The 12,952-nt window shown below is 44.0% G+C and carries 11 protein-coding genes and 1 pseudogene; 9 read left to right on the forward strand and 3 right to left on the reverse strand.

The features are described from left to right. Positions 1 to 295 precede the first annotated feature (295 nt). The 4 genes and pseudogenes from LYNGBM3L_RS30470 (at position 296) to LYNGBM3L_RS30485 (ending at position 3,461) form a co-directional block, all read left to right on the forward strand. Positions 296 to 1,540 (forward strand): RNA-guided endonuclease InsQ/TnpB family protein, encoded by a 1,245-nt coding sequence (locus LYNGBM3L_RS30470; protein ID WP_008190491.1) that lies wholly within the window; start codon positions 296 to 298, stop codon positions 1,538 to 1,540. A gap of 89 nt (positions 1,541 to 1,629) precedes the next feature. Then, positions 1,630 to 2,280: a bifunctional phosphoribosyl-AMP cyclohydrolase/phosphoribosyl-ATP diphosphatase HisIE gene (gene hisIE / locus LYNGBM3L_RS30475; protein ID WP_008190493.1), complete on the forward strand. Its 651-nt coding sequence runs from the start codon at positions 1,630 to 1,632 to the stop codon at positions 2,278 to 2,280. A gap of 148 nt (positions 2,281 to 2,428) precedes the next feature. After that, positions 2,429 to 2,879 (forward strand): annotated as a pseudogene (locus tag LYNGBM3L_RS30480) (Rpn family recombination-promoting nuclease/putative transposase); the annotation flags it as partial. Positions 2,880 to 3,005: 126 nt separating this feature from the next. Continuing rightward, complete coding sequence (locus LYNGBM3L_RS30485; RefSeq protein WP_008190498.1) at positions 3,006 to 3,461, forward strand: DUF4351 domain-containing protein; 456 nt, start codon at positions 3,006 to 3,008, stop codon at positions 3,459 to 3,461. Between the two features lie 188 nt (positions 3,462 to 3,649). Here LYNGBM3L_RS30485 and LYNGBM3L_RS30490 read toward each other — a convergent pair whose 3' ends face one another. Together LYNGBM3L_RS30490 and LYNGBM3L_RS30495 are read right to left on the reverse strand one after the other, a co-directional pair. Then, positions 3,650 to 4,435: an SDR family NAD(P)-dependent oxidoreductase gene (locus LYNGBM3L_RS30490; RefSeq protein WP_008190499.1), complete on the reverse strand. Its 786-nt coding sequence runs from the start codon at positions 4,433 to 4,435 to the stop codon at positions 3,650 to 3,652. Positions 4,436 to 4,462: 27 nt separating this feature from the next. Next, positions 4,463 to 5,443 (reverse strand): SDR family NAD(P)-dependent oxidoreductase, encoded by a 981-nt coding sequence (locus tag LYNGBM3L_RS30495; RefSeq protein WP_008190500.1) that lies wholly within the window; start codon positions 5,441 to 5,443, stop codon positions 4,463 to 4,465. Positions 5,444 to 5,490: 47 nt separating this feature from the next. On the opposite strand from LYNGBM3L_RS30495, the gene LYNGBM3L_RS44655 reads away from it, so the two are divergent. The 4 genes from LYNGBM3L_RS44655 (at position 5,491) to LYNGBM3L_RS30510 (ending at position 9,449) form a co-directional block, all read left to right on the forward strand. Beyond that, on the forward strand, positions 5,491 to 5,688 hold the full coding sequence (locus LYNGBM3L_RS44655) for a hypothetical protein (protein WP_154659970.1): 198 nt from the start codon (positions 5,491 to 5,493) through the stop codon (positions 5,686 to 5,688). A 178-nt stretch (positions 5,689 to 5,866) separates the two neighbouring features. Continuing rightward, the gene (locus tag LYNGBM3L_RS30500) at positions 5,867 to 7,309 is read left to right on the forward strand and encodes a flavin-containing monooxygenase (protein ID WP_008190503.1); all 1,443 of its coding nucleotides are present in this window, start codon (positions 5,867 to 5,869) and stop codon (positions 7,307 to 7,309) included. A 255-nt stretch (positions 7,310 to 7,564) separates the two neighbouring features. Further along, a complete protein-coding gene (locus tag LYNGBM3L_RS30505) occupies positions 7,565 to 8,422 on the forward strand; it encodes a DUF4351 domain-containing protein (RefSeq protein WP_008190504.1) in 858 nt (285 codons plus the stop codon). Between the two features lie 151 nt (positions 8,423 to 8,573). Beyond that, the gene (locus LYNGBM3L_RS30510) at positions 8,574 to 9,449 is read left to right on the forward strand and encodes a DUF4351 domain-containing protein (RefSeq protein WP_008190506.1); all 876 of its coding nucleotides are present in this window, start codon (positions 8,574 to 8,576) and stop codon (positions 9,447 to 9,449) included. 234 nt (positions 9,450 to 9,683) lie between these two features. On the opposite strand, the gene shc is transcribed toward LYNGBM3L_RS30510, so the two are convergent. Next, complete coding sequence (gene shc / locus LYNGBM3L_RS30515; RefSeq protein ID WP_008190508.1) at positions 9,684 to 11,597, reverse strand: squalene--hopene cyclase; 1,914 nt, start codon at positions 11,595 to 11,597, stop codon at positions 9,684 to 9,686. Positions 11,598 to 11,700: 103 nt separating this feature from the next. On the opposite strand from shc, the gene LYNGBM3L_RS30520 reads away from it, so the two are divergent. After that, positions 11,701 to 12,936: a glycosyltransferase gene (locus LYNGBM3L_RS30520; RefSeq protein ID WP_008190510.1), complete on the forward strand. Its 1,236-nt coding sequence runs from the start codon at positions 11,701 to 11,703 to the stop codon at positions 12,934 to 12,936. Positions 12,937 to 12,952: the final 16 nt, after the last annotated feature.

Below are 12,952 nucleotides of genomic sequence, written 5' to 3' on the forward strand. Positions count from 1 at the left end.
ACAAGAGATTATTATCCTATGGAGACTGATCCGTTTTGAATTTGTAAAGAAAGAATGCAGATTTACTAGAAATCTGAACACTTTCAGCCCCGCATCTTTAGATCGGGGATGAAAGTGACTAGCGAGTTTAGTCGCCGTGTCACTTTTATTTTATCTGTACTTGACAGATTACGCCCAACCTGTTAGCGTAAGAATAGAGCGAGTGAGGTCGAAATTCGTTCCCGTAGCGTGACCGTTCCCGTAGCGTGACCGAAGGTCAAGGTCAAGGTCAAGGTCAAGGTCAAGGTCAAGGTCAATGATTATTGTTGAGATGAAAGCCTACGGCAAAAGCCATCAATATTTAGCTATAGATGAAGCTATTCGGACAGTTAAATTTATTCGCAACAGTTGCATTCGCCTATGGATGGACAATAAAGGAACGGGTAAATATGACCTTAGCAAGTACAGTAAAGTACTGGCTAAAGAGTTTCCGTTTGCCAATGAATTAAACTCAACAGCTCGACAAGCTGCGGCTGAAAGAGCATGGTCATCGATTTGTCGTTTCTTTGAAAACTGTAAGAAGAAGGTACCAGGAAAGAAAGGCTTTCCCCGCTTCCAGAAACACTGTAGATCAGTCGAATACAAGCAGTCAGGATGGAAACTGTCCCCTGACAAGAAGTCGATTATCTTCAGTGACAAAAAGGGAATAGGAAAGCTGAAGCTTAAGGGGACATGGGACTTGTGGCGTTTTGACAAAAAGCAAATCAAACGGGTTCGTATAGTTAAAAGAGCTGATGGTTATTACGTTCAGTTCTGTATTTCCATAGATGTAAAAGAACAATTAGACCCGGCTGATGCCACTGTAGGATTGGATGTAGGACTAAAAGAGTTCTATACCGATTCTAGGGGAAACACTGAACCATCACCTCGCTTTTATAGGGTAGGGGAGAAGCGTCTAAAATTTTATCAACGCCGAGTATCTCGGAGAAAGAAAGGCTCATCTAACCGTAAGAAAGCCGTTAATAGATTAGGCAGACAGCACCTCAAAATAAGTAGGCAACGTAAAGAACATGCCAAGAGACTGGCACGTTGCGTAATCCGGTCTAACGACCTGGTCGCCTATGAAGATTTGAGAGTAAAGAATCTGGTCAAAAACCATTGTTTAGCTAAGTCTATTAATGATGCTGGTTGGTATCAATTTAGAAAATGGTTGGAGCACTTTGGCAAAAAGTTTGGCAGAGTCACTGTTGCAGTTAATCCTGCCTATACAAGCCAGAACTGCTCCAAATGCGGTGAACTCGTGAAGAAGTCACTATCCACTAGGACTCATATCTGCGAATGTGGATGCGAACTAGATAGAGATCACAACGCCGCTATCAACATTTTAAAAAGAGCCTTGGGTACGGTGGGGCACACCGGAACCTGGATCATCGATCCGAACGCTTCGGGAGATTTGACCGCTACTGTTCTTGGTTCCGGCCAGGTTCAGCAAGTCGAGTCTGTGAGCGAAGAATCCCCGCGCCTAAAGGCGCGGGGAGTGTCAATGATCAATATTTACTGATCAATTGGATATCAGGGGTGGTATCTTGTAGGGTGTATCTCATTAAAGCTGTTTGACCCGCTGGGTGTTTCCATCCGTTGCCTAAAACTATGTCAGCATCTGAACCGACTTCCATTAGCCAAGCTATCCCAGTTGACCAAGTTCGCTACAACGATCAAGGACTAGTGCCAGCCATTGTCCAAGATTACCTTGATGGTACGGTATTAATGATGGCTTGGATGAATCGGGAGTCATTGCAAAAAACCCTCGATACAGGAGAAACCTGGTTTTGGAGTCGCTCTCGTCAGGAATTGTGGCACAAGGGTGCTACATCTGGGCATTTACAAAGGATAAAATCCATCCGCTACGATTGTGACAGTGATGCTTTACTCGTGACGGCGGAACAAATTGGTGATATTGCCTGCCATCTCGGTGAGCGTAGCTGTTTCCATCAAGTGGAGAGTAAGAAAGTAGCCCCTCCAGCAGATACCTTGTCTCAGTTGTTTGAGATAATTTGCGATCGCCGTGACCATCCAGTAGAAGGGTCTTATACCTGTAAGTTGTTTAAGGGTGGGGATAATAAGATTCTTAAAAAAATTGGGGAAGAAGCTGCAGAAGTGGTAATGGCTTGTAAGGATGATGACCCGGATGCGATCGCATCTGAAGTAGCGGACTTGCTCTACCACAGCCTAGTTGCTATGGCTTACCATCAGGTTGATGTACGGGATGTTTATCGCAAATTGCAACAGCGCCGTCGATAGTGTTGGTGATTGGGAACAAGGGAATTGGTGAGTGGAGCAGATTTTGATCACAGGGGGAAGCCAAAAGCATAATCACGATGGATGGGTACGCTTTTTTTGACCAAATCCGGTAAAATCGGCCAGGTACTGTTAACCTAAGATAACTACCTTGGCTTACGATAATATATGTAAATATCTCGCCGAAAACTATCCAGCTGATTTGGTCAGGTGGCTTCATGGTATGGAAGTTACTGAAATATCGGTGTTGAAAACTGAGTTAAATACTGAACCGATTCACGCCGATTCCTTGACGCTGCTACAAACCGCTAATCAAATCCTGCAATGGGAATTTCAAACCCTGCCAGCTTCCAAGCCATCCCTACCATTGAGAATGCTCAAGTATTGGGTCAGACTGAAAGAAAAGTATAACTGTCCGATTGAGCAGGTAGTGATATTTCTCAAGTTCACCACCTCAAACAAAGCATATACTAACCAGTTGCTGGAGGGTAAAACCAGCCATGGCTATCGAGTAATCAGGATGTGGGAGCAAGACCCTGAGCTATTTTTGGCCAATCCCGCCTTATTGCCCTTTGCCACTCTGGCATAAGCGTGAATCTCCTAAGGGAGTAGCCAAAAAATAAAATACCAGATTTTAGCTTGTAGGGTGGGCAAAAACATTTTGGTTCAAATGAGTCTTATAGATAAGATAACTTTGCCCACCCTACTTTAATTGGTATTTTTTTTACATGCAAGTCCCTAAACGATTATTAGAGCAAGTGGCAGCAGCAGTGGATAGGATTGAAGAACCACTAGCTTTTGCTAACATCAGCGCTTGTACCCAGTTACTAGCAGGTTTGCGGTTCGACCAACGCTTGATAGGAGAATTATTTCCGGAGGAAGTGATGCAAGAGTCTGTAATTTATCAGAAGATAATTCAAAAAGGACATCAACTGGGTTTACTCGAAGGAAAACGTGAAGGAAAACGTGAAGGAAAACTCGAAGGAAAACGTGAAGGAAGGCAAGAGGAAGGGTACTCAATCATTATACGTCAACTGACCCGTCGGTTTGGGAGTCTTGACGACCAGCTACAACAGGGGATTAAAAAGCTTTCTGTTGTTCAATTGGAGGAGTTGAGCGAGGCGCTGTTGGATTTTGAGACAGTCAGCGATGTAGCTGTGTGGTTGGCATCCCATCAGCAATAAACCGGATGCGTACGGATCAAAGCTCAGTGCCATGCTCCCACACTTCCTACCCTAGTAAGTGTGGGCTTCTCGCCAAACCCAACCCTTGCTTATCCCTACTCCCTACTCCGATGATCCGCTGTTCCCTTTGCTATATAAATCCTATAAATCGGCTTTTGGTTTCCGATTGAACCCATTAAAAATCCAGTTTAAAAAATCCAGTTTAATAATTGGGGAAAAAAACGTTTAATAACTGAGATACTTTTTGCCATTCGATCAGGAAAAACATGAGGTTTATTATCAATGATTCCTTGAATCGTTTGCCTCATGACCTTAGCTGGATCAGTTATTATAAAGTCCGGCAACTCCTGATCTTCTTTAGCAAGGGTTCCGTACTGTTTGCACTGGATAATGGGAGTACGGCTGTAAAAGGGATAAACAGCTGTAACCTTGACGTTATAAATTTTAACTTCATTTAAAAGCCCTTCGCTGAATCCTCGCAAACCGAATTTACTAGCAGTATAATGAGCCATGCCAGCGGGTGCAATCCAGCCAGCAGCAGAGGAAATGTTAACGATGTGACCTTGGCGACGCCTAATCATATCAGCGGCAAATAGAGAACTTAATCGCATTGGTGCCAGCAGATTTACCTGCATCAGCCTTTCCCATTTTTCCGCAGGCACTTCGTCCATGCGACCAAAAAGGCCAATGCCAGCATTATTGATCAAAATATCGATTTCTATTCCCAGGTCTTTAACCTGCTGATAAAGAGTTTCGCATCCGTCAGGTTCAGAAAGATTAATCCCCAAAAGAGCAAGTATATCCCCAGTTTTAACCTCCCGTTGAATAGCATCGGCACGCTCTTTAAGAATAGTTTTATCAATATCCGTGAGGATCAAACGGCTACCAGCTTCTAATAATTGTCGAGTCAATTCCTGACCGAATCCACCGGCGGCACCGGTGATTATTACCACAGCTCCATGGAGATTGCTCATCTAATTGTTCTCAATTTTTGCTATCGGTTAAATTTTAGGAGATTGGAGTATTCCCCATAGTAATAAAAACCAGGGTATATTAATGTTAGGTATCAGCGACGCATATTTTATTAATGGTGGCCAAAACATTGGAGCTATAAAACGCAGAGAGCGTAGTGATACCGGACGTAACCCGTCTTTATCGAAGAGACCATAGTGCTCAGCCAGTTCTGCGACAACTCGAACGCGGCCTGTAAAGCTCATTACAGTTGGGTCTGCAGCAAGGGCAGCAATAACGCGCCCCGTGAGTAAAGGAGTTTCCCAATTATAGCCTTGAGAGATCAGTCGGCTTTGCTGATTGCCAGGTTTATCTTCTCCCATTTGCAAAGCCAAACTGGAAATATGCTCGGTACCAACTATGCCTGGCCAAATCGAAAGGGATGCCACATTATATTGCTTGAGTTCAACAGCCATATCAGCAGCCAGTCGATCACAAGCTGCTTTACCTGCCCCGTATGCGCTACCAAAGATGTAAGACATGCCGCCCCAAGATGAGATGGTGCAAATCAGCCCCTGCTGACGCTGAATCATCAGTCGAGCTGCAAAAACACTGGCAATATAATGGCTGCGGAGACCGACATCATTGACAGCATCCCAAAGATTGTCAACGCATTCCCAAAATGGTTTTTCGTATCCCTCTTTCAATGCCTGCACTCCTGAAAACGCATTATTGACCAGCAGATCCAGTTGTCCCTTCTGCTCATCTTGAATCCGTTCAAAGAGTAAGCGCACTTGTTGGTCGTCGCTATGATCTACCATTACCGGAATACAAATACCACCAGCATCTTGCACAGCTAATTGGGTTTCCCGAAGACTACCGGAAACTCCCTCTGTGACATTGGAACTGTCTAGACTACGACCGGTAATATATACCGTAGCACCTTCCTCTCCAAGGCCAATCGCAATTCCTTTACCAATACCACGGCTGGCACCCGTGACTAAGGTTACTTTGCCTTCAAGGCTCCCCATAATTGCTTTTTTTGATATTTATTATATTATTTAATGGTAGCATTTTTTTGACCGTAAGCATTCAGCCATCAGCCGTCAGCCGTCAGCCGTCAGCCGTCAGTTTTGTGGCACAGGCTTTGGCCTTGGCCTTTCGGCCACGCTACGCGAATGGCCACGCTGTGCGAACGACGCTGGGAGGTGACTTTACTCAGCATTATTCCAATGCTTACTTGTTTTATTCAAAAGCACCTCAAGTAGCGCATTAGCTGATAGCTGATAGCTGATAGCTGATAGCTGATAGCTGATAGCTGATAGCTGAATACTCACTTTTGACCTTTGCTGGTTGGGATTTTTATCTAAACTTCGATTATCGCGTTTTGGGAACTATCCAACTAAACAATAAAACGAATAATCACCAGTAATCATAACATAAAAATAATAAAAATGCAAGTAGTTATTATTGGTGCCGGCATGTCTGGTATCTGCATGGCTATTAAACTTAAAAAAGCCAAAATACCTTTCATTATTCTAGAAAAATACTCTCGAATTGGAGGGACTTGGCGGGATAATAACTACCCAGGATGTGCCTGTGACATTCCCGCTCATTTATATTGTTACTCTTTTGAGATGAAATATGATTGGAACCAAGTTTATCCCTCTCAGCCAGAGATATTGAAATACTTAGAACACTGCACACGTAAATACAATATTTATCCCCATATCCGTTTTAATCAAGAGGTTATTAGCGCCCATTTCAATGCCAAAAATTGCCTCTGGTATGTTGACACAGCTGATAATAAAACTATAACAGCTAACATACTGATCAGTGCCTGGGGAGGTTTAAATTTACCCAAATTACCGAATTTGAATAGCTTAGAAAGCTTCAAAGGAGTTTCGTTTCACTCAGCTAGATGGAATCACAGCTTTGATTTAACTGATAAAACTGTGGCAGTTGTAGGCACTGCAGCCAGTGCAGTTCAATTTATCCCAGAAGTTGCCAAAAAAGTGAAACAACTATTGATTTTTCAAAGAACTCCGAACTGGATTACTAACCGAGACGATGGGACTTATTCAGCCCAGATGCAATGGTATTTTAAGAAGTTCCCTATTCTGATGCAACTGCACCGGGGATTACTATACTTACGTAATGACTTAATCAGTTTTCCTCTATTCACTACTGGAAGTTTTATTAGTAAGTACCTACAAAAACAATTGGAAAAACGCATACACCAGGAAATTGATGACTCCCGAGTACGGGATGCGGTGATACCCAGCTATCAACCAGGTTGTAAACGAATTTTAATTAATAACGATTTTTATCAAACCCTGAACCGAAAGAATGTAGAATTGATTACAGATAAGATAGATAAAATAACGGCTGATAGTCTGGTAACCGAACCAGGAAAAGACTATAAAGTTGACGCTATTATCTATGCTACAGGATTTAACTCTTTGTCCTACAAAAAAATGGATATACGTGGTAGCAACGGAGAGAGTCTAGCGGGGATATGGGGCAACGAACCAGAAGCGTATCTTGGTATTTCTGTTTCCAATTTCCCTAACTTTTTTAGTCTTTTAGGACCGAATACTGGTTTGGGTCATAGCTCGGTTATTTTAATGGTAGAGTGCCAAGTTAATTATATTATTGGCTGCTTGAATAAAATGCTCACAGAAGACTGGAAATCTCTGGAAGTGAAGGAGGAAGCCATGAGACGTTATTATCAGGATTTATGGAAAACTATGGCAAAAAGGGTGTGGACAAAAGAAAACTGTATGAGCTGGTATCAAAATAAAGATGGCAGAGTATTCGCTTTGTGGCCTGGTAATACTATCCAATATTGGTGGGCTACAAGAAAACCAATTTTTGATGACTATATTTCTACCTAGCCTAGTCGGGTAAGACTACCAATTCTTTTGAGGAGATAGGCGGGGAAGAGGGGGAGATAGAGCAGATTTTTATTTCAGGGGGAAGCCAAAAAGACCAAAAGCCCAATCACAAAAAAAGCGATTGGCCTATGGCCACGCTACGCGATGCTCGCTTATGAGCCGCTAAGGGATTGGCCTATGGCCACGCTACGCGATCGCTTTTTTTGACCAAATCCTGTAAACTCGGCCAGGTAGTCTTAACCACAGATAACTACCTTGGCTTACGATAATATATGTAAATATCTCGCCGAAAACTACCCAGCTGATTTGGTCAGGTGGCTTCATGGTCTTGAAGTTACTGAAATATCGGTGCTCAAAACTGAGTTAAATACTGAACCGATTCACGCCGATTCCTTGACCCTGCTGCAAACCGCTAACCAAATCCTACAGTGGGAATTTCAAACCCTGCCAGCTTCCAAGCCATCCCTACCATTGCGGATGCTCAAGTATTGGGTCAGACTCAAAGAAAAGTATAACTGTCCCATAGAGCAGGTAGTGATATTTCTCAAGTTCACCACCTCATCCAAAGCTTATACTAACCAGTTGGTCGAGAGTAACACTAGCCATCGCTATCGAGTAATCAGGATGTGGGAGCAAGACCCATTGCAATTTTTGGCCAATCCCGCCTTATTGCCTTTTGCCACTTTAGCATTCAGTGAGTCTCCCAACAGATTATTAGAGCAAGTGGCGGCAGCAGTCGATAGGATTGAAGAACCACTAGCTTTTACTAACATATCCGCTTGTACCCAGTTACTAGCTGGCTTGCGGTTTGACCAAAGGTTGATCACAGAATTATTTCCGGAGGACGTGATGCAAGAGTCTGTAATTTATCAGAAGATAATTCAAAAAGGACATAAACTTGGTTTACTTGAAGGAAAACGTGAAGGAAGGCAAGAGGAAGGTTACTCAATCGTGATACGTCAACTGACCCGTCGGTTTGGGAGTGTTTCAGACCAGCTACAACAGGGGATTCAAAAGCTTTCTGTTGCTCAATTGGAGGAGTTGAGCGAGGCGTTGTTGGATTTTGAGACAGTCACCGATATAGCTGTGTGGTTGGCATCCCATCAGCAATAAAAAAAGCGATGCTCTCAAAGAGCCCCTACGCAAACGCGATGAAGCGTTCGCAAAGCGTGGCCTACGGCCTCAGCTTCCGCGCTTATGCGATCGCTTTTTTTGACCAAATCCGATAAACTTGCCCAGGTACTGTTAACCAAAGATAACTACCTTGGCTTACGATAATATCTGTAAATATCTCGCCGAAAACTACCCAGGGGATTTGGTCAAGTGGCTTCATGATATTGAAGTTACTGAAATATCGGTGCTCAAAACTGAGTTAAATACTGAACCGATTCACGCCGATTCCTTGACCCTGCTGCAAACCGCTAACCAAATCCTACAGTGGGAATTTCAAACCCTGCCAGCTTCCAAGCCATCCCTACCATTGCGGATGCTCAAGTATTGGGTCAGACTCAAAGAAAAGTATAACTGTCCCATAGAGCAGGTAGTGATATTTCTCAAGTTCACCACCTCATCCAAAGCTTATACTAACCAGTTGGTCGAGAGTAACACTAGCCATCGCTATCGAGTAATCAGGATGTGGGAGCAAGACCCATTGCAATTTTTGGCCAATCCCGCCTTATTGCCTTTTGCCACTTTAGCATTCAGTGAGTCTCCCAACAGATTATTAGAGCAAGTGGCGGCAGCAGTGGATAGGATTGAAGAACCACTAGCTTTTACTAACATCTCCGCTTGTACCCAGTTACTAGCTGGTTTGCGGTTTGACCAAAGGTTGATCACAGAATTATTTCCGGAGGAAGTGATGCAAGAGTCTGTAATTTATCAGAAGATAATTCAAAAAGGACATAAACTTGGTTTACTCGAAGGAAAACGTGAAGGAAAGCTTGAAGGAAAACTGGAAGGAAAACAAGAGGAAGGGTACTCAATCGTTAGACGTCTGATCACCCGTCGGTTTGGTAGTATTTCTGACCAGCTACTTGAGGGGATTCAAAAGCTTTCTATTGCTCAATTGGAGGAGTTGAGCGAGGCGCTGTTGGATTTTGAGACCGTCACAGATTTGACGGTCTGGTTGACTGAGCATTAGCAATAAACAGGATGCGTGGGCATTAAGAATTAAGAATTAAGAATTAAGAATTAAGAGTTAAGAATTAAGAATTAAGAATTAAGAATTAAGAATTAAGAATTAAGAATTTGGAATTCTGTATTCGACATTCACCATTCACCATTCTGGATTTTACATTCTGCATTCTTAATTATACATTCTTAATTCTACATTCTACATTCTACATTCTTAATTCTACATTCCGACAAACAACCTTCAACTTGCAACAGACATTTGATATCTTCCCAAGGCCAACAACGGGAAATATTGTTGATAGAAGTGGTACTTCAAATAAAAATGACTGGGAAAACCTGTGCCTGTAAACTCGGTTTCATCCCAACTGCCATCGGGCTGCTGAGTTGACACTAAGTAGTTGACTCCCATCTCAATGGCATCCATTGCCCAGTTGCCAGTAGCTTCTCCTGCTGCCATTAAACCAATTAAAGCCCAAGCGGTTTGAGATGCAGTACTGATTCCTAGTCCCTTAAGAGTGGGATCATCGTAACTAAGACAGGTCTCACCCCAGCCACCATTGAGGTTTTGACATTTCACTAGCCAAGCGGCACCCCGTTCGATACTACGTTGGTGGGTGTGAGGCGCTATTTTAGATAAGGCTGAAAGAGCACTACTGGTGCCATAGATATAGTTAACCCCCCAACGACCAAACCAGCTGCCATCGGCTTCCTGTTCCTGAATCAAAAATGCGATCGCATTCTCCAACTTTTGGGATTCTATGGACAAATTACACGAACCCAGCATTTCCAGGACCCGTGCGGTCACATCCGCTGTGTTAGGGTCAATCATAGCTTTCAGGTCAGCATAGGGCAGAGAATTGAGCCAGTGTTGATTATTATTAATATCAAACGCAGCCCAACCCCCTTGGTTACACTGCATTGATGCTATCCAAGCCAAGCCACGAGCCATGGCTGCCTGCTTTAGTTTCTGATTAGGGAGTTTCAAGCTATTCAAGGCCATAATCACTACTGGGGAATCATCTAAATCAGGATAGAAACGGTTTTGAAACTCAAAGGCCCATCCTCCTGGTTTCCCTTGGGGATTCTTCACCACCCAATCCCCATAGTCTAGTATTTGCTGCTGCAACAACCATTCTCCACCCCGAACTAAGGCTGGATGATCCGGTTCTAAACCAGATTCCACCATCGCTCGCAATACCCAAGCTGTATCCCAAACTGGGGAAACACAGGCTTGGACTCGGTAGCTGTCAGGGGTTTCAATGGCAAACCGATCAATGGCTTCCAGTCCCCGTTGCACGATCGGATCCGCAAGATCATAGTTGAGACAACGCAACGCTAACAGGGAATTCAACATGGCTGGAATAATTCCCCCCCAGTCTCCTGTGGCTTCTTGCCTCTCCAAGACCCATTTTTCCGCTGCTGCCAGTCCCTGCTTCCGGAATGGAACTAAATTCCAGTCTTCTGCTAACTTAAATCCATCATCAAGCAGTACAAATAAATCTGTCCAATCGGAATTGCGAGGTAGCTCGAATTTGACCTGATCAGCTCCTTCGGTATATAACTCGTCTAGATTGATCCTTGGCTCAATCTCAAATACTGGCTTCTGGTCAAAGACAATTAATAAAGGAACTGTACTTCCCCTTGCCCAGCTAGACATTTCATAGATAGTAAAGGGAAACCATTCTGGAAACAACATTATCCAGGGGGGAATCGAGGGAATCCCGCGCCAGCTATAGCAGCCAATCAAGGCTAAATGAAATTTGGTGAAAATCCGGGTTTTGCTGATGCCACCCCGTCTGAGAATAAAATCCCTGGCTCGGACCAAAGCTGAGTCACTGGCAGGTACCCCCAAAAGGCGGAGTGCCATATAAGCTTCCACCGAACAACTCAAATGCCCACCATCACCATAGAAAAGTTCCCAGCCACCGTGTTTCTGCTGTTGAGAACGCAGATAGGCTTCCGCTTTATGTAAAGGTCGTTGTTTGTCAGTTCCCCAAATTTTATGGAGTAGGACAATCTCCGCTGTTATGGTGACATTAGATTCCAGTTCTGCCCACCAGTAACCATCGGGATATTGCTGAGCGAGTAAATAGCTTTGGCTATTTGCGATCGCTCCTGTAACCCCTGATTCTACAATCCTGTCTTGGGTTTGCATGTTTTACCGTTTTACTTCACACACCACATTCAAAGGTGCGCGCACCTTTGGTTACGTTATTTTGCTACTTGTAGTGGAGAATTAGCAATAGGTATCAATACAAATGGATACAATCGGATTAGGAATCACTGTTCTATCCGTAGGGATTTGGATCGGATTACTAGGATTTCGGGGTCAGTTTTGGCGAGCAGACCAACGGCTGGTTATAGAGAAATTCCCTACCAGGTCTGTAGGTCAAGGGGAATCATTACCCAAGGTTTGTGCTGTAATTCCAGCTCGTAATGAAGCTGAGTTGCTCCCCACGACATTGCGATCGCTTCTGGCTCAAGACTATCCTGGCTGCTTGACGGTGATTGTAGTGGATGACCAAAGCACTGATCAAACAGCGACCATTGCTCAAGCCCTTGCCCAGGAAAGCAAGCAATCCTCCCAACGATTCCAACTAGAAGTATTATCCGGTCAAGAGTTACCCCCTGGTTGGACTGGTAAACTCTGGGCCTTAGAACAAGGCATTCGTTATGGGCAGCAGCAAACCCCAGCCCCAGATTATTTTTTATTTACCGATGCTGATATAGAGCATGATCCAGCCAATCTCCGTCAACTGCTTACCAAAGCCGAGATAGAACACTTGGATCTAGTTTCCCTAATGGTGTTGCTCAGATGCCAAGACTTTTGGGAGCGACTACTGATTCCTGCCTTTGTCTTCTTCTTTCAAAAACTGTATCCCTTTGCTTGGGTCAATAACCCCACAAAATCTACTGCGGCTGCCGCTGGAGGATGTATTTTAATTCGCCATCAAGCCTTAAACCGCATCGGTGGGATTGAGGTAGTGCGTCAAGCATTAATCGATGATTGTGCCCTAGCTCAAGCAGTTAAATCCAGTAATCAGTCCAGATCTTCCTCTGGTTCCCTTTCTGGCCTTGGTGGCATTTGGTTAGGGCTAAGTCAATCAACTCGCAGCTTACGACCATATCCTTCTTTAGCGAGTATCTGGAACATGATTGCTCGCACGGCTTTTACCCAACTAGAGTATTCCCCATGGCTATTAGTGGGTACGGTGATGGCAATGACGTTAATTTATCTAGTAGCCCCGATTGGTTTGATCCTTAGTGTTTTGACTGGACATTGGCTGAATGCGATCGCATCCTTTGTGACATGGTTACTGATGGCTTTAGCTTACTTACCCACACTGCGCCTGTATCAATGTTCTCCTCTGCTAGGATTTTGCTTACCTGGGATCGGGTTGCTCTATACCTTAATGACCATAGATTCAGCATGGCGACATTGGCAAGGACGGGGTGGTGCTTGGAAAGGAAGGGTTTATTCGGTTGAGGGTTGAAGGTTAGAGGTTGAAG

This window comes from Moorena producens 3L, from assembly GCF_000211815.1.
GTDB lineage: Bacteria > Cyanobacteriota > Cyanobacteriia > Cyanobacteriales > Coleofasciculaceae > Moorena > Moorena producens.